Annotated in this window: 2 protein-coding genes (1 of these 2 cut by a window edge); both read right to left on the minus strand. The window is 73.1% G+C overall.

Annotated elements, in window-relative coordinates:
• Nucleotides 1-15,608: part of a non-ribosomal peptide synthase/polyketide synthase coding region (locus tag KXC43_RS47485; protein ID WP_221382901.1), annotated on the minus strand (this coding region is incomplete at its 3' end). The annotated region extends 19,836 nt beyond the left edge of the window; the window shows 15,608 of its 35,444 annotated nt.
• The coding region (locus tag KXC43_RS47490) for a non-ribosomal peptide synthetase (RefSeq protein ID WP_221382902.1) at nucleotides 15,608-19,933 on the minus strand (4,326 nt) is incomplete at its 5' end. The genes KXC43_RS47485 and KXC43_RS47490, both read right to left, overlap by 1 nt.

A 19,933-nucleotide genomic window follows, 5' to 3' on the forward strand; every position in this document is an offset into this window, starting at 1 on the left:
TCACCGTCGGCCGCCGGGAACACGGTACGCAGCGGCTCGTGCCGCCCGATCACGTCGCGCAGCGCCCGGTCGAGCGCGACCGGGTCCACCGTCCCGCCCAGTCGCACCACCACGGGCAGGTTGTAGGTCGGGCTCGGACCTTCGAGCTGGGCCAGGAACCACAGGCGGCGCTGCGCGAACGACAGCGGCACCCGATCCGGCCGCTCCCCCGCCGTCGGCACCGGTCGCGCCCGGCCGGCCTCGGCCGAGCTCAGCGAGGCGGCCAGCCCGGCCGGGGTCGGCGTCTCGAACAGCGTCCGGATCCGCACCTCCAGCCCCAGCACCCGCCGGATCCGCGACAGCAACCGCACCGCCAGCAGCGAATGGCCGCCCAGCTCGAAGAAACTGTCGTCGACGCCCACCGTTTCCACTCCGAGAACCTCGGCGAACGCGGCGCACAGCAGCTCCTCCGGCACGGTCGCCGGCGCCCGGCCGGCACCGGCCGAGTAGCCGGGGGCGGGCAGCGCCTTGCGGTCGAGCTTGCCGTTCGGCGTGAGCGGCAGCTCCTCCAGCAGCACGAACGCGGTCGGCACCATGTAGTCCGGCAGCCGCTCGGCCGCCGCGGCCCGCAGGTCCTCCGCCGTCACGTCACCGACGACGTAGGCGACCAGCGTCTCGTCCCGCAGGATCACCGCGGCCTGCCGCACGCCCTCGTCGGCCAGCAGCACCGCCTCGACCTCGCCCGGTTCCACCCGGAACCCACGCACCTTCACCTGCTCGTCCGCGCGGCCGGCGAAGACCAGCCGGCCATCAGCGGTCCACCGTGCCCGGTCGCCGGTGCGGTACATCCGCTCGCCCGGCGCGTGCGGGCAGGCCACGAACCGCTCGGCGGTCAACCCGGCCCGGCCCACATAGCCGCGGGCCAGGCCGGTGCCGGCGATGTAGAGCTCACCGGTCACCCCCACCGGAACCGGCGTGAGGCCGTCGTCCAGCACATACAGGCGGGTGTTGGCGATCGGCCGGCCGAACGGCACCGGTCCCTCCCGCTGCGCGTCGACCACGTCCGCCGCGGCGATGACCGTGGCCTCCGTGGGCCCGTACGTGTGAATCAACTGGCGGCCGGGCGCCCAGACCCGGGCCGCCGACTCGCTCAAAGCCTCCGCACCGACCCGCAACGTCCGCACCGACGCCAGATCCCCCGGCTCCAGAACGCCCAGCAGCGACGGCACCACACTGGCCACCTGCACCGCAACCTCACGCAACAACCGCGGCTCAGCCCGCTGCCGCTCCGTGGCCACCACCAACGTCGCACCCCAAGCCAACGCCGTCGCCACATCCAGCACCGAAACATCGAAACTGAACGACGCGAACTGCAACATCGACACACCCCGACCGGCACCCAACAACGGCCCGAACACCGCAACCAGATTCGCCAGCGAGCCATGCGAAACCGCGACACCCTTAGGCACCCCGGTCGAACCCGACGTGTAGATCACGTACGCCAGCGCCCGCGAATCGCTCACGATCGGCGGCGCATCCGTACGCTCGACGGCCGAGGGGCGCACCACCGGCACGCCCACCTCGGCGGCGAACTCCGAAGCGGCCACGATCAGCCGGGCGCCGCTGTCGGCGAGCACGAACGTGATCCGTTCGACCGGGTAGTCGGGGTCGATCGGTACATAGGCCGCTCCGGCCTTCCAGACACCCACGATCGCGGCGAGCATGTCCACGCCACGCGGCAGGCACAGCGCGACCACCGACTCCGCGCCCACACCCTGCTCACGCAGCGACCACGCGAACCCGTTGGCCCGCGCATCCAGCTCCCCGTACGTCAGCTCCACGCCGTCGAAGACCACCGCCACCGCATCCGGCGCCGCAGCCACCCGCTCCCCGAACAGGCCGAGGACCGAGGCGTCCCGCACCGGCGCCACGGTGTCGTTCCAACCCGACACCAGCTGGGCCCGCTCGTCGGACGCCAGGATGTCGACGCCGTGCAGGCTCGTCCGGGGCGCCGCGGTCACGATGTCGAGGACCCGCACCAGCCAGGCCGACAGCCGCTCGACGGTGGCCCGCTCGAACAGGTCCACCGAACCGATCACCGAACCGCGCAGGCCCGCCGGGTGACCCTCGTCGTCGAGCACCTCGCCGACCACGACCTCGAGGTCGAACTTGGACGGTGCGGCGCCGCCGGACCCGCTCGCGGATTCCAGTGAGGCGCGCCCGCCGACCTGCAGCGAGCACATCACCTGGAACACCGGGTGCCGGGCCAGCGAGCGGGACGGCGCGAGCTCCTCGACCAGCCGCTCGAACGGCACGTCCTGCCGGCCGAGAGCCTCGAGGGTCGTCTCCCGCACCCGCGACAGCACCTCCCGGAACTCCGGGTCACCCGACAGGTCCGTACGGATGACCAGGGTGTTGACGAAGAAGCCGACCAGGTCGTTCATCGCGTCGTCGGTGCGGCCGGCGACCGGCGACCCGATCGGCAGATCCGTGCCGGCGCCGACCCGGGACAGCAGCACCGCCACTGCGGCCTGCAGCACCATGAACGTGGTCGCGCCCTCGGCCCGAGCCAGCTCGGACAGCCGCCGGTAGACCTCGGCCGGCACCCGCAGCGGCACGCGATGGCCGCGGTGACTGGCCACCGCGGGGCGGGGCCGGTCGACCGGCAGGCTGAGCTCCTCGGGCGCGCCGGCCAGCTGCCGCTGCCAGTAGCCGACCTGGGCCGACAGCAGGCTCTGCGGATCGGACTCGTCGCCCAGCAGCTCGCGCTGCCACAGGGCGTAGTCGGCGTACTGCACGGGCAGTGCGGGGAAGGACGGCGCCTCGCCGCGCAGCCGGGCCTCGTACGCGGTGGTCAGGTCGCGCCGCAGCGGCACGCTCGACCAGCCGTCGGTCGCGATGTGGTGCACCACCAGGACCAGCACCCGCTCGGCCGGGGCCGGCCGGAACAGCCACGCCTTGACCGGAACCTCGCGCGCCAGGTCGAACGCGTACTCGGTGACCCGGGCGATCGCCGGACTCAGATCCGCGGTGTCGACATCGCTGACCTGCACACCCCAGTCCAGCTCGGCCGGCTCCAGGATCCGCTGGTACGGCTCGCCGTCCTCGAGCGCGAAGACGGTGCGGAGCGGCTCGTGGCGGCCGATCACGTCGCGCAGGGCCGAGTTCAGCACCGCCACGTCGACGTCGGCGCCCATCGGCACCACCATCGGGATGTTGTAGGCCGGATCGGTGCCCTCCAGCTGGGCCAGGAACCACAGACGGCGCTGAGCGAACGACAGCGGAACCCGCTCCGGGCGGTCGGCGCGTCGTAGCGCGAGCCGGCCCTGGGCGGCGTCAGTCAGCGCCCCGGCCAGCCCGGCCGGGGTCGGCGCCTCGAAGAGCGTGCGCAGCGGCACCTCGACGCCCAGCACCGTGCGGATGCGCGACAACAGCCGGACGGCGAGCAGCGAGTGGCCGCCGAGGGCGAAGAAGCTGTCGTCGGCGCCGACGGCGTCGAGCCCGAGCACGTGGGCGAATGCTGCGCACAGCAGTTCTTCCTGCACGGTGGCCGGCGCACGGCCGGTACCGGTGGTGAATTCCGGGGCAGGCAGCGCCGTGCGGTCGAGCTTGCCGTTCGGGGTCAGCGGCAACTCGGCCAGCATGACGAACGCCGACGGCACCATGTACTCCGGCAGGCGAGCCGCAGCGACGGCTCGCAGGTCGTCCGCCGCGACGTCACCGACGACATAGGCGACGAGCTTCTCGTCCCGGACGATGACGGCGGCCTGGGCCACCTGCGGGTGAGCGGCCAGCACGGCCTGGATCTCGCCCGGCTCGACCCGGAACCCACGGACCTTCACCTGCTCGTCGGCCCGACCGGCGAACACCAGCTGCCCATCCTCGGTCCACCGGGCCAGGTCGCCCGTGCGGTACATCCGCTCCCCCGGGCCGAACGGGCACGCCACAAAGCGTTCGCTTGTCAGGCCGGAACGACCCACATAGCCCCGGGCCAGCCCGGCACCCGCGATATAGAGCTCACCGGCCACCCCAACCGGTGCCGGGTCCAGCGCCTCGTCGAGCACGTACAGCCGGGTGTTGGCGATGGGACGGCCGAACGGCACCGGCCCTTCCCGGCTCGAATCGACCTCGCTCTCGGCGACCATCACGGTCGCCTCGGTCGGGCCGTACGTGTTGATCAGGCGCCGGCCCGCTGACCAGACCTGCGCCGTCTGCTCGTCGATGGCTTCCGCACCGACCAGCAGCGTGCGCACCTCCGCCAGATCGCCGGGCTCCAGCACCCCCAGCAAAGACGGCACCACACTGGCCGCCTGCACGGAAACATCACGCAGCAGACGCGGCTCGGCCCGCTGCTCCTCGGTGGCCACCACCAACGTCGCACCCGTCGACAGAGCCACCGCCACATCCAACACCGACGCGTCGAAGGCGAACGACGCGAACTGCAACACCGAAACACCCGGACCAGCGCCCAACCGCGGGCCGAACACCGACACCAGGTTGGCCAGCGAACCATGCGAGACCGCCACACCCTTCGGCGTACCGGTCGAACCCGACGTATAGATCACATAGGCCAACGCCCGCGCATCGGTCGAGACCGGCGGCGCATCCGCACGCTCGACCACCGGTATGCCACCGGTCACCATCAGCCGGGCGCCGCTGTCGGACATCGTGAACTCGATGCGCTCGGCCGGATAGCCCGGGTCGATCGGCACATAGGCTGCACCGGCCTTCCACACACCCACAATGGCCACCAACATGTCCACACCACGCGGCAGACACAACGCCACCACCGACTCGGCACCGACACCCTGCTCACGCAGCGACCACGCAAAACCATTGGCCCGCGCATCCAACTCGCCATAAGTCAGCTCCGCGTCGCCACAAACCACCGCCACCGCATCCGGCGATCCAGCCACCCGCTGCTGGAACAGATCCAGCACCGTGGCCTCCCGCACCGGCGCGGCGGTGTCGTTGAAGCCCGACACCACCCGCGACCGCTCGGCCGCGTCCAGCACATCGATCGCCCGCAACTCGACGTCCGCGCCGCGCTGCAAGGCCGCCACCAGGTTCTCGACCGTGGTGCACAGGAGCGTGCCGACCGTCCGGGGATCGATCGGTGCGGTCGCGCGGACCGTCACGCTCAGCGCGGCCGGGCCGGAGTCGTTGACGGCCACGCTCAGCGGATAGTTGCTGCGGTCGCCGGACGAGACGGTGCGGATTCCGCCCGGCCCGGCCGGGCCGGCGTCGTCCGCGGCCGGCGCCGACCCGGTGTGGCGGTAGTTGAAGATCGAGGTGAACAGCGGCACGTCGCCCGGCACGCCGCTGGCCTGCTGGGCCACCACGAGCGGCGCGTGCTCGTGCCCGATCAGCTCGACCAACTGTTCGCGCATCGACCCGACCGCGGTCCGCAGATCGCCGGTCAGCCGCACGCGCACCGGGAGGGTGTTGATGAACAGGCCCACACCGCGGTCGGCGTCCGCCCCGATGCTCATCCGTCCGAACAGGACAGTGCCGAAGACCACGTCGTCGCGGCCGGAAACCGCCGACAGCACCCGAGCCCAGGCCAGGTGCAGCAGTGTCGCCGGGCTGACGCCCAGCCGCGCGGCCACCTGCCGCAGACCGACGGCCAGTTCCGGGGTCACCGGCACGACCGCCGACTCGCCCTCGCTGCCGTCGCCGTGCACGTCCAGGACCCCGTACGGCGCGGTCGTCTCGGTGACGTCGCCGAGCAGGCCGGCGAAGAACCGCTCGTGGTCCTCGCGCGGTACGGCGCGCGACTGCGCCACGAAGTTGCGGAACGGGAACGCCGGCTCGAGCTCGTCGGCGCGGCCCGCCATGATCTTCCGCATCTCGCCGATGACCAGGTCCATGCCCATGTGGTCCTGGATGATGTGGTGCATCCGCAGCACACCGAGCCAGCGGCCGCCGGCCACGGCCGTCACGTGCAGGTCCATCAGCGGGGCCCGGCTCAGGTCGAGCCGCTGGCCGACCACGGCGGTCAGCGCCCGGGCCGCGTCGCCGTCGGCGACGCCGTCCAGCACGTGCTCCACGACGGGCAGCTCCGCACGCCGCCAGACCACCTGCACCGGTTCCGGCAGGCCCTCCCAGAGGATCGCGGTCCGGTAGATGTCGTGCCGGTCGGCGACATGCCGCAGCGCGTCGGTGAAGCCGTCGAGCCGCTCGCGGGTGTCGAACTCGATGACCCGCATGGAGACGTACGCGTCGGCCTCGCCGGTGGCGAGCAGGTGGTGGAAGAGCATGCCCTCCTGCAGCGGGAGCAGCGGGTAGACGTCGGCGAGGTTCGGCGCGCCGCCGTCCACCGTGGCCACGATCCGCTGCACCTCGGCATCGGTCAGCTCGACCAGCGGCAGCATCGCCGGGGTGATCTCCCGCGTGCCCTCGGGGACGGCGTTGCCGGGCACCGGGATCTGCTCGGTGGTGACCGCGAGGGCCAGCTCGGCCGGGGTGGGCATGGTGAACAGGGTCCGCAGCGGCATCGACAGGCCATGTTTGCGCAGCTGCTCGACCAGGCGCACCGCGAGCAGCGAATGGCCGCCCAGCGCGAAGAAGTTGTCGTCGACGCCGACCGCATCGAGGCCGAGCACCTCGGCGAACGCCGCGCACAGCAGCTCTTCCCGGACGGTGGCCGGCGCCCGGCCGGCGCCGCCGGAGTAGTCGGGGGCGGGCAGCTCCCGCCGGTCGAGCTTGCCGTTCGGGGTCAGCGGCAGCTCGGGCAGCAGCACGAACGCCGACGGCACCATGTATTCCGGCAGGCGCGCCGCGGCCAGCTCGCGCAGCCGCGGCTCGGTGACGTCGCCGACGACGTAGGCGACCAACCGCTCGTCGCGGGCGATGACGGCGACCTGCCGCACCCGCTCGTCGGCCAGCAGCACGGCCTCGATCTCGGCCGGCTCGATCCGGAATCCGCGGATCTTCACCTGCTGGTCGGCGCGGCCGCCGAACACCAGCTGCCCGTCCGCCGACCACTTGGCCAGGTCGCCGGTGCGGTACATGCGCTCACCGAGCGCGTACGGGCACGCCACGAACCGTTCGCTGGTCAGACCGGCCCGGCCGACGTAGCCGCGGGCCAGTCCGGTGCCGGCGATGTAGAGCTCGCCGGCCACGCCGACGGGCACCGGATTCAACGCCTCGTCGAGGACGTACACGCGGCTGTTGGCGATCGGCCGGCCGAACGGCACCTGACCGTCGCGCCGCGGGTCGACCGGCCCCAGCGCGCAGATCACCGTCGACTCGGTCGGACCGTAGGCGTGCAGCAGCGTCCGGCCCGGGGCCCACGCCTTCGCCACGGCCTCGCTCATGCCCTCGGCACCCGCGATCATCGTGTGCACGCCGGCCAGGTCGGCCGGTTCGAGCACGCCGAGCAGCGACGGCACCACGCTGGCCACCCGCAGCGGCAGATCGCGCAGTGACCGCGGCTCGGACCGCTGCTCGTCGGTGGCGATCACCAGCGTCGCGCCGGTGGCCAGCGCCACCGCCACGTCCAGCACCGAGGCGTCGAAGCTGAACGACGCGAATTGCAGCATCGGGACGCCCGGTGCGGCGCCCATCAGCGGGCCGAAGACCGCGATCAGGTTGGCCAGCGAGCCGTGCGAGATCGCCACGCCCTTGGGCACACCGGTCGAGCCCGACGTGTAGATCGCGTAGGCCAGGGAGCGCGGATCGATCGAGACCTCCGGCGCCGGCACCGGGTCACCGCCGGTCTCGTCCAGGCGTACCACCGGCACGCCGACGTCGCCGTCGAGGTCGTCGGCGGTCAGCACCAGGCGGGCGCCGCTGTCGGCGAGGGTGAACGTGATCCGGTCGACCGGGTAGCCGGGATCGATCGGCACGTAGGCCGCGCCGGCCTTCCACACGCCGACGATCCCGACGAGCATGTCGGTGCCGCGGGGCAGGCACAGGCCGACCATCGACTCGGCGCCCACTCCCTGCCCACGCAGGAAGGCGGCCAGCCGGCCGGCCCGGGCGTCCAGCTCGGCGTAGGTCAGCGACGCCTCACCGGCGGTCGCCGCCACCGTGCCGGGCGACTCCGCGACCCGCCGGCCGAACAGGTCGAGGACCGAGGCGTCCGGTACCGGGGCGGCCGTGTCGTTCCAGCCCGTCAGCAGGCGGTCCCGCTCGGCCGGGTCGAGCACCTCGATCGCGCGCAGCCGCACCTGCGGCGCCGCGGTCACCGCGGCCAGGACGCGCTGCAGCGTGGTCACCAACCGCCGCACGGTCTCCGGCTCGAACAGGTCCGTCGAGCCGATCAGCGAGCCGCGCAGACCGGCCGGGCGGCCGTCGGCGTCGAACGTCTCCCGCGCGATCAGTTCGAGGTCGAACTTGGACACCTCGGTCTCGGTGTCCGGCCCGGGCTGCCGTGCGGCGCCGCGCGCGCCGGGCTCGGCGACCGCCCGGTCGGCCTTCCACACGGTCATCATCACCTGGAACAGCGGGTGCCGGGCCAGCGACCGGGTCGGCGCGAGCTCCTCGACCAGCCGCTCGAACGGCACGTCCTGGTGGGCCAGGGCCTCCAGCGTCGTCTCCCGCACGCGGGACAGGATCTGCCGGAACTCCGGGTCGCCGGACAGGTCGGTCCGGATGACCAGGGTGTTGACGAAGAACCCGACCAGATCGTTCAGACCCTCGTCGGTACGCCCGGCGACCGGTGAGCCGATCGGGATGTCGACGCCGGCGCCCCACCGGGACAGCAGCACCGCCATGGCCGCCTGCAACACCATGAACGTGGTGACGCCCTCGGCCCGGGCCAGCTCGACGAGGCGCTGGTGCACGTCGGCCGGCACGTCCACCGGCATCCGGTGCCCGCTGTGGCCGGTCATCGCCGGACGGGGCCGGTCGACCGGCAGCGCCAGCTCCTCGGGCGCGCCGGCCAGGGTCTCCCGCCAGTACGCCACCTGGCGCGAGACGAGGCTCTGCGGGTCCGACTCGTCGCCGAGCAGATCCCGCTGCCACAGGGCGTAGTCCGCGTACTGCACCGGCAGCGGCGTCCACTGGGGAGCGTGGCCGCGCAGCCGTGCCTCGTAGGCCGCGGCCAGGTCGCGCAGGAACGGTTGGCGGGACCAGCCGTCGCCGGCGATGTGGTGCATCACCAGGACCAGAGTCTGCTCGTCCGGTGCCGTCCGGAACAGCCAGGCCCGGATCGGCACCTCGGCCGCCAGGTCGAAGGCGTGCCCGGTGGCCCGGGCGATCGCGGCGGCCGGGTCCTCGGCGGCGACGTCGCCGGTGGCCAGGCTCCAGTCCAGTTCGGCCGGGTCCAGGATGTGCTGGTACGGCTCGCCGTCGGCGACGGCGAAGACGGTGTGCAGCGGCTCGTGGCGCGCGATCACGTCGCGCAGCGCCCCGTTCAGCGCGGCCGGGTCGACATCGCCACCGAGGCGCATCACCATCGGGATGTTGTAGGCCGGGCTCGGGCCCTCGAGCTGGGCCAGGAACCACAGGCGGCGCTGCGCGAACGACAGCGGCACCCGATCCGGCCGCTCCCCCGCCGTCGGCACCGGTCGCGCCCGGCCGGCCTCGGCCGAGCTCAGCGAGGCGGCCAGCCCGGCCGGGGTCGGCGTCTCGAACAGCGTCCGGATCCGCACCTCCAGCCCCAGCACCCGCCGGATCCGCGACAGCAACCGCACCGCCAGCAGCGAATGGCCGCCCAGCTCGAAGAAACTGTCGTCGACGCCCACCGAGTCGACACCGAGCACCTGCGCGAACGCGGCGCACAGCAGCTCCTCCTGCACCGTCACCGGCGCCCGGCCGGTCTCCGCCCCGGTCGCGAACTCCGGTGCGGGCAGCGCCTGGCGGTCGAGCTTGCCGTTCGGGGTCCGCGGCAGCTCGACCAGGACGACGAACGCGGCCGGCACCATGTGGTCCGGCAGCCGCGCCGCCGCGAGCTCGCGCAACTGCTGCTCGGTGACCTCGCCGACGACATAGGCGACGAGGCGGTCCTCCCGCAGGATCACCGCGGCCTGCCGCACGGCCTCGTCGGCCAGCAGCACCGCCTCGACCTCGCCCGGCTCGACCCGGAACCCGCGCACCTTCACCTGCTCGTCCGCGCGGCCGGCGAAGACCAGCCGGCCGTCCGCGGTCCGCCGGGTCAGGTCGCCGGTGCGGTACATCCGCTCGCCGGCGCCGAACGGGTTGGCTACGAAGCGCTCGCCGGTCAGGCCCGCGCGACCGACGTAGCCGCGGGCCAGGCCGGTGCCGCCGATGTAGAGCTCACCGGTCACACCGACGGGCACCGGGTTCAGGGTCTCGTCGAGGACGTAGATGCGGGTGTTGGCGATCGGCCGGCCGAAGGAGACCGGGCCGTGCTGCTCGGCGTCCACGACATTCGCCGCGGCGATGACGGTGGCCTCCGTGGGCCCGTACGTGTGAATCAGTTGACGGCCGGGCGCCCAGGCCCGGGCCGCCGACTCGCTCAAAGCCTCCGCACCGACCCGCAACGTCCGCACCGACGCCAGATCCCCCGGCTCCAGAACGCCCAGCAGCGACGGCACCACACTGGCCACCTGCACCGCAACCTCACGCAACAACCGCGGCTCAGCCCGCTGCCGCTCCGTGGCCACCACCAACGTCGCACCCCAAGCCAACGCCGTCGCCACATCCAGCACCGAAACATCGAAACTGAACGACGCGAACTGCAACATCGACACACCCGGACCGGCACCCAGCAACGGCCCGAACACCGCAACCAGATTCGCCAGCGAGCCATGCGAAACCGCGACACCCTTGGGCACCCCGGTCGAACCCGACGTGTAGATCACGTACGCCAGCGCCCGCGAATCGCTCACGATCGGCGGCGCATCGGCCCGCGCGGCGACCGGCCGGCCGTCGGTCACCATCAACCGGGCGCCGCTGTCGGCCATCGTGAACGCGATGCGCTCGGCCGGATAGTCGGGGTCGATCGGCACATACGCCGCCCCGGCCTTCCAGACACCCACGATCGCCACGAGCATGTCCACGCCACGCGGCAGGCACAGCGCGACCACCGACTCCGCGCCCACACCCTGCTCACGCAGCGACCACGCAAGCCCGTTGGCCCGCGCATCCAGCTCCCCGTACGTCAGCTCCACGCCGTCGAAAACCACCGCCACCGCATCCGGCGCCGCAGCCACCCGCTCCCCGAACAAGTCGAGAACCGTGGCCTCCCGCACCGGCGCCGCCGTGTCGTTCCAACCCGACACCAGCTGGGTTCGCTCGTCCGCGTCAAGCACGTCGATCGTGCGCAGCCGGGACTGCGGCGCCGCCGTCACGGCCTCCAGCACCCGCGCCAGCGAGGCCGCCAGCCGCTCGACGGTGGCCCGCTCGAACAGGTCCGCCGAGCCGATCAGCGACCCGCGCAGACCCGCCGGGCGCCCGTCGTCGCCGAGCACCTCGTTGACCACCACCTGCAGGTCGAACCGGGACGCGGCGGCGCCGCCGGACTCGACGGCCGGCTGCGGCGCCGCCCGCCCGCCGACCTGCAGCGAGCACATCACCTGGAACAGCGGGTGCCGGGCCAGCGAGCGGGACGGCGCGAGCTCCTCGACCAGCCGCTCGAACGGCACGTCCTGATGGGCGAGCGCGTCGAGGGTGGTCTCCCGCACCCGCGACAGCACCTCCCGGAACTCCGGGTCGCCGGACAGGTCGGTCCGAATGACGAGGGTGTTGACGAAGAACCCGACCAGATCGTCCAGGGCCTCGTCGGTGCGGCCGGCGACCGGCGAGCCGATCGGAACGTCGGTGCCGGCACCCAGCCGGGACAGCAGCACCGCCACCGCGGCCTGCAACACCATGAACGTGGTGACACCCTCGGCCCGGGCCAGCTCGGACAGCCGCCGGTAGACCTCGGCCGGCACCCGCAACGGCACCCGGTGCCCGCGATGACCGGCCACGGCCGGGCGCGGGTGGTCGGCGGGCAGCGTCAGCTCCTCGGGCGCGCCGGCCAGGGTCTGCCGCCAGTGGGCCACCTGCCGCGCCAGCAGGCTCTCCGGGTCGGACTCGTCGCCCAGCAGCTCGCGCTGCCACAGGGCGTAATCGGCGTACTGCACCGGCAGCGGCTCGAAGGACGGCGCCTCGCCGCGCAGCCGGGCCTCGTACGCCGCCGTCAGATCGCGGCCCAGCGCGGCGCTCGACCAGCCGTCGCTGGCGATGTGGTGGACCACCAGCACCAGCGTCTGCTCGTTCCGGCCGGGCCCGAACAGCCAGGCCTTGACCGGCACCTCCCGGCCCAGGTCGAACGGGTGCTCCCGGGCCCGCACGATCGCCGGTTCCACGTCCGGGCCGGCGGCGTCGCTGACCTCCAGAGCCCAGTCCAGCTCGTCCGGGGCGAGGATCCGCTGGTACGGCTCGCCCTCCTCGACGGCGAAGACCGTACGCAACGTCTCGTGCCGGCCGATCACGTCGCGCAGCGCCACGTTCAGCACCGCCGGTTGCACGTCGCCGTCCAGGCGCAGCACCATGGGCAGGTTGTAGGTGGCGCTCGGGCCCTCCAACTGGGCCAGGAACCAGAGGCGGCGCTGGGCGAACGACAGCGGCACCCGCGCCGGGCGCTCGGCCCGGCGCAGCGCGAGCCGGCCCCGGTCCGCGCCGGTCAGCGTCGCGGCCAGCCCGGCCGGGGTCGGCGTCTCGAAGAGCGTGCGCAGCGGCACCTCCACGCCCAGCACCGCGCGGATCCGCGACTGCAGCCGGACGGCGAGCAGCGAGTGGCCGCCCAGCGCGAAGAAGCTGTCGTCGGCGCCGGCCGTCTCGAGGCCGAGCACCTGCGCGAAGGCCGCGCACAGCAGTTCCTCCTGCACGGTGGCCGGCGGCCGGCCGGCGCCGCCGGTGAACTCGGGCGCCGGCAGCGCCTTGCGGTCGAGCTTGCCGTTCGGGGTCAGCGGCAGCTCCGGCAGCATGACGAATGCCGACGGCACCATGTAGTCGGGCAGCCGCGACGCCACCACGGCGCGCAGCCGCTGCTCGGTGACCTCGCCGACGACGTAGGCGATCAGCCGGTCCTCGTGGACCAGCACCGTCGCCTGCCGCACGCCCTCGGTGGTCAGCAGGGCCTGCTCGACCTCGCCCGGCTCGACCCGGAAGCCGCGGATCTTCACCTGGTGGTCGACCCGGCCGGCGAAGATCAGCTCGCCGTCGGCGGCCCACTTGGCGAGGTCGCCGGTGCGATACATCCGCTCGCCGGACCCGAATGGGCACGCCACGAACCGGTGCGCGGTCAGACCGGGCCGGCCCACGTATCCGCGCGCCAGGCCGGCGCCGGCGATGTAGAGCTCGCCGGCCACCCCGACCGGAACCGGGCTCAGGGCGTCGTCGAGCACGTACATGCTGGTGTTGCCGATCGGCCGGCCGAACGGCACCGGCCCGGTGCGCCGCGGGTCGACCACGCTCGCCGCGGCGATCACGGCGGCCTCGGTCGGTCCGTACGCGTTGACCAGCCGCCGTCCGTCGGCCCACCGGTTCGCCACCACCCGGTCGAGCGCCTCGCCGGCCGATACCACCGTGCCCGCCGAGGCCAGGTCAGCCGGGTCGAGCACGGCCAGCAGCGACGGCACCACGCTGGCCGCCCGCAGCGGGACCTCGCGCAGCGACCGCGGCTCGGCCCGCTGCTCCGCGGTGGCCACCACCGACGTCGCGCCGGAGGTCAGCGCGGTCGCGATGTCCAGCACCGAGACGTCGAAGCTGAACGAGGTGAACTGCAGCATCGGCACGCCGGGGCCGGCGCCCATCATCGGGCCGAACGTCGCCACCACGTTGGTCAGCGACCGCTGCGAGACCGCGACGCCCTTGGGCATGCCGGTCGAGCCCGAGGTGTAGATGATGTAGGCCAGGTCGCGGGTGTCCCCGGCGATCCGTGGCACCGGCCCCGGCCGGGACCGCAGCCGCGCATCGTCCGTGCGAACCATCGGCACGCCCGGATCCCCGTCGAGGTCGCCGGCCGCCAGCATCAGGCGGGCGCCGCTGTCGGCCAGGATGAACGCGATCCGGTCGGCCGGATACTCCGGGTCGACCGGCACGTACGCCGCACCGGCCTTCCACACGCCCAGGATCGCCACGATCATGTCGACCCCACGCGGCAGGCACAGCCCGACCACCGATTCGGCGCCGAGGCCCTGCTCGCGCAGGAACCACGCCAGCCCGTCGGCTCGCGCGTCCAGCTGGGCGTACGTCAGTTCGGTGGAGCCGGAAACCACGGCCGGCACGTCCGGCGACTGGGCGACCCGCTCGAGGAACAGGTCGAGGACCGTGGCCTCCCGCACCGGCACCGCGGTGTCGTTCCAGCCCGACACCAACCGGGCCCGCTCGGCCGCGTCGAGCAACTCGATCGCGTGCAGCGGCCGCCGCGGCGCCGCCGTGACGGCCGCCAGCACCCGCGCCAGCCAGGCCGCCAGCCGCTCGACGGTGGCCTGGTCGAACAGGTCGACCGAACCGATCAGCGAGCCGCGCAGCCCGGCCGGGCCGCCGTCGTCGTCGAACGCCTCGGTGAGGGCCAGATCAAGGTCGAATTTGGACGGTGTGAAACCGGCCCGCTCCAGGATCAGTTCCTCCGAACCGCCCGGCTGCGCCGCCGACCGGCCGCCCACCCGCAGCGAACACATCACCTGGAACACCGGGTGCCGGGTCAGCGACCGGACCGGCGCCAGCTCCTCGACCAGCCGTTCGAACGGCACGTCCTGGTGGGCCAGTGCCTCCAGCGTCGTCTCCCGCACCCGGGACAGCACCTGCCGGAAATCGGGGTCGCCCGACAGGTCCGTGCGGATGACCAGGGTGTTGACGAAGAACCCGACGAGGTCGTTCATGGCGACGTCGGTGCGCCCGGCGACCGGCGAGCCGATCGGGATGTCGGCGCCCGCGCCCAGCCGCGACAACAGCACGGCCAGCGCGGCCTGCACCACCATGAAGGTGGTCGCGCCCTCGGCCCGGGCCAGCTCGGTCAGACGCCGGTGCACCTCGGCGGGCACGTCGACCGGGACCCGGTGGCCGCGGTGGACGGCGGCGGCCGAGCGGGGCCGGTCCACCGGCAGCGCCAGTTCCTCGGGCGCGCCCGCCAACTGCCCGCGCCAGTACGCCACCTGCTGCGAGAGCAGGCTGTCGGGGTCCGACTCGTCGCCGAGAAGTTCCCGCTGCCACAGGGCATAGTCCGCGTACTGCACCGGCAGCGGCTCGAACCGCGGCGCCTCGCCCCGCAACCGCGCCGTGTAGGCCGCCAGCAGGTCGCGGCGCAGCGGGCGCACCGACCAGCCGTCGCCCGCGATGTGGTGCATCACCACGACCAGCACCTGCTCGTCCGGGCCGGACCGGAACAGCCAGGCCCGGATCGGCGTCTCGGCGGCCAGGTCGAAGGCGTACTCGGTCGCCTCGATCACCGACTCGGTGAGGCCGTCCGGCGTCGCGTCGGCGACCTGGAGGCTCCAGTCCAGCTCGGCCGGCTCCAGGATGCGCTGGTAGGGCTCCCCGTTCTCGACCACGAAGACGGTGCGCAGCGGCTCGTGCCGCCCGATCACGTCGAGCAGCGCGGCCTCCAGGACGGCCGGGTCGGCGCCGCCGTCCAGGCGTACGACCAGGGGAATGTTGTATGTCGGGCTCGGTCCCTCGAGCCGGCCCAGGAACCACAACCGGCGCTGAGCAAACGACAACGGAAACATCAGTGCTTCTCCCCACGCATCGGACGCAAAGCCGGCCGGTTCGTCTTCTGGTTCTCGTGCCGCTCCGCGAGCTGCGCCGGTGTGGGCGCCTCGAACAGCAGCCGGACAGTGATCTCGATGCCGAGCGTCTTGCGGATCCGCGCCAGCAGCCACACCGCGAGCAACGAGTGCCCGCCGAGATCGAAGAAGTTGTCGTGCACCCCGACGCGGTCGCGCTGGAGGACCTCGGCGAAGATCTCGCAGAGCTGCGCCTCGGTCTCGTTGGACGGTTCCCGTCCGCCGACCGCCTCGCCGGGCTGGGCGGGCTCCGGGAGCGCCGCCCGGTCGAGCTTGCCGTTGCCGGTCAGCGGCAGCTCCGGCAGCAGCACGAACGCCGAGGGAACCATGTAGTCGGGCAGCCGCGCCGCGGTCAGCTCGCGAAGCTCCGGCTCGGCGACGTCACCGACCACGTACGCGATCAGGCGCCCGTCCCGGGCGATCACCGCGGCCCGCCGGACATCCGGGTGGCCGAGCAGGACCTGCTCGATCTCGCCCGGCTCGACCCGGAACCCGCGGATCTTCACCTGCTCGTCGGCGCGCCCGGCGAAGACGAGCTGCCCGCCGGTGGTCCACTTCGCCACGTCGCCGGTGCGGTACATCCGCTCGCCCGACCCGAACGGGCACGCCACGAACCGCTCACCGGTCAGGCCCGCACGGCCCACATAACCTCGCGCCAGGCCGGCGCCGGCCACATACAGCTCGCCCGTGACGCCGACCGGAACCGGACTCAAGGCCCCGTCCAGCACGAACAAGCGAGTGTTGGCGATCGGCGACCCGATCGGCACCTCACCGTCGCCCGTCAGCTCGGCAGTTGCCACACCGACTGTCGTCTCGGTCGGGCCGTAGTGGTTGAAGACCCGGCGGCCGCGGCCCAGCAGGTCGGCGACCCAGGCCGGTGAAGAGGCCTCGCCACCGAGCACCAAGGACTCGCCCGGCAGAACCCCCTCGACACCAGCCACCGACGACAGAGCCATCAGGTGCGAGGGCACGGCCTTCACGAAATCGATCTGCTGCTCGGCCAGATACGCGGCCACCGCAGCGGGATCGGTGACGGCGGCCTCGCCAAGAATGTGCAACTGGCCGCCGGTGGCCAGGCTGACGAACACCACCGTGTTACCCAGGTCGGTCACCTGCGGCTGCAACAAGCCGTACCGGCGGCCCGTACCGGACCAGCCGAACCGCTCGGACACCGAAGTCACATAGTTGGTCAGCGAGCCGTGCGTGACGGCCACACCCTTGGGCGTGCCGGTCGAACCCGACGTGTAGATGACATAGGCCAGGCTGCGCGCGTCGACCGGACGGGCCCGGAACGTCCCGCCGCCCACCTCGTCGACCCACACCACCGGCACGCCGGGCGCATCCACGGCCACGTCGCGGCTCGCCAGCACCACCTTGGCGCCGCTGTCGGCCAGCACGAACCGGATCCGCTCGGCCGGCTGACCCGGATCGACCGGCACGTAGGCGGACCCGGCCTTCCACACCGCCAGGATCGCCGCGACCATGTCCACGCCCCGCGGCAGGCACAGCCCGACCACCGACTCGGCGCCGGGCAGCGCCGCGGCCAGTTCGTCCGAGCGGGCATCCAGCTGCGCGTACGTCAGCTCGACACCGCCCGAAACCACCGCGACGGCATCCGGATGCGCTGCCGCCCCGGCCGCGAACAACTGCAGGATCGTTCCGGACGGCATCGGCGCGGCCGTGTCGTTCCAGCCTTCGACGACCTGAGCCCGCTCACCGGCGTCCAGGATGTCGACCTCGTGCACCCGTGTCCGCGGCGCCGCCGTCACCTCGTCGACCACCCGGCCCAGCCAGGTCACCAGACGCTGCGCGGTGGCCCGGTCGAACAGGTCGACCGAGGCCAGCAACGACCCCCGCAGACCCGCCGGGCGGCCGGCCTCGTCGAAGACTTCGGAGAGCACCAGATCCAGGTCGTACTTCGCCACCGAGGGGCCGGACGGTCCCGTGCGGGTACCGGCCCGCGCGCCGGGCAGGTCGAGGGCGTACCGCTCGTGATTCTGCACGGCCAGGTGCACCTGGAACAGCGGGTGCCGGGCCAGCGACCGGGCCGGCGCCAGCTCCTCGACGAGCCGCTCGAACGGCACGTCCTGGTGTGCCAGGGCGTCCAGGCTCGCCTCCCGCACCCGTCGCAGCACCTGCCGGAACTCCGGGTCGCCGGTCAGGTCGGTCCGGATGACCAGGGTGTTGACGAAGAACCCGACCAGATCGTTCAGTCCCTCGTCGGTACGGCCGGCGTTGCTGGATCCGATCGGGATGTCGGCGCCGGCGCCCAGCCGGGAGAGGGTGACGGCGAACGCCGCCTGCAGCACCATGAACGTGGTGACGCCCTCGGCGCGGGCCAGCTCGACGAGGCGCCCGTGCACCTCGGCAGGCACCTCGACCGGCATCCGGTGTCCCCGGTGCCCGGCCGTGGCCGGACGGGGCCGGTCGGCCGGGAGGGTCAGTTCCTCCGGCACCCCGGCCAGTTGCCGCCGCCAGTAGGCCACCTGACGTGAGAGCGGGCTCTCCGCATCCGACTCGTCGCCGAGCAGCTCGCGCTGCCACAGGGCGTAGTCGGCGTACTGCACGGGCAACGGCGCGAACTCCGGCGCCTCGCCGCGCAGCCGGGCCGCGTACGCGGCGGTCAGGTCCCGGCTGAGCGGGGCCATCGACCAACCGTCACCGGCGATGTGGTGCATCACGACCAGCAGCACCTGCTCCCCCGGTCCGGTGCGGAACAGGCAGGCCCGGATCGGCAGATCGACGGCCAGGTCGAAGGCGGTCTCGGTCGTTTCCCTGATCGCCTCGTCCAGATCGGCACCGGCGACGTCGGCCGTCCGCAGGCTCCAGCCGAGCTCGCCCGGGCCCAGGATCCGCTGGTACGGGGTGCCGTCCTCGACGGCGAAGACCGTGCGCAGCGACTCGTGCCGGCCGATCACGTCGCGCATTGCCGCTTCGAGTACCGCCGCGTCGATGTCGCCGCTCAGCCGGACCACCGTGGGCAGGTTGTAGGTCGCGCCCGGGCCCTCCAGTTCGGCCAGGAACCAGAGCCGCCGTTGCGCGAACGACAGCGGCACCCGCTCCGGACGGCTTCCCGCCCGCAGCGCCGGCCGCGCCGGGCCCGCGTCCGCGGCGGCCAGCCGTGCGGCCAGCCGGGCCGGCGTCGGCGCCTCGAACAGCGCGCGTAGCGGCACCTCCGCGCCGAGCACCGTGCGGAGGCGCGACACCAGGCGCACGGCGAGCAGCGAGTGCCCGCCCAGATCGAAGAAGCTGTCGTCGGCGCCGACCGTGGAATCGAGGCCGAGGACGTGGGCGAACGCCGCGCACAGCAGTTCCTCCGCCACGGTGGCCGGCGCCCGGCCGGCGCCGCCGCCGAAGTCCGGTGCCGGCAGCGCGTTGCGATCGAGCTTGCCGTTGGACGTCAACGGCAGCTCCGGCAGCCCCACGAACGCCGACGGCACCATGTAGTCCGGCAGCCGCGACGCCGCCAGCTCGCGCAGCCGCTCACCGGGCACATCACCGACCACGTATGCGACCAGCCGGTCGTCCCGGACGATCACGGCCACCTGGCGGACCTCCGGCGAACCCAGCAGCACCTGCTCGATCTCGCCCGGCTCGACCCGGAACCCGCGCACCTTCACCTGCTCGTCGACCCGCCCGGCGAACACGAGCTGCCCGTCCGCGGTCCACTTGGCGAGGTCACCGGTGCGGTACATCCGCTCACCCGTGCCGAACGGGCAGGCCACGAAACGCTCGGCCGTCAGGGACGCCCGGCCCACATAACCCCGGGCCAGGCCCGCACCCGCGAGGTACAGCTCACCGGTCACGCCGACCGGCGCCGGACGCAGACCCTCCCCCAGCACGTACGCCCGGGTGTTGCGCAGTGGACGTCCCACCACCGGGTCGCCACCGTCCACCCGGGCCCACAGAGCGTCCACAGTGCACTCGGTCGGCCCGTAGAAGTTGAAGCCCATCGTGCCGGGCGCCGCGGCGAACTCGCGCCACAGCGACTCCTCGATCGCCTCGCCGCCGACCATGACGACCCGCGGGCGGTGCCGCTCGTCGGTGAGCAGGCCGGCCGGCACCAGCTGCCGGGCCATCGACGGCGTGACGTCCAGGAAGTCGAGCCCGCGGACGGCCACGTAGTCGGCGAAGGCCCGCGGATCGCGCCGCACCTCGTCGTCGAGCACATGCAGCTCGTGACCGTCGGCCAGCAGCAGCACGCCTTCCAGGGAGGTGTCGAACGAGAACGAGGCGCTCAGCGCCGCCCGCAGCCGGATCCCCGCCGC

It is taken from the genome of Paractinoplanes polyasparticus, assembly GCF_019710575.1.
Lineage (GTDB): Bacteria > Actinomycetota > Actinomycetes > Mycobacteriales > Micromonosporaceae > Actinoplanes > Actinoplanes polyasparticus.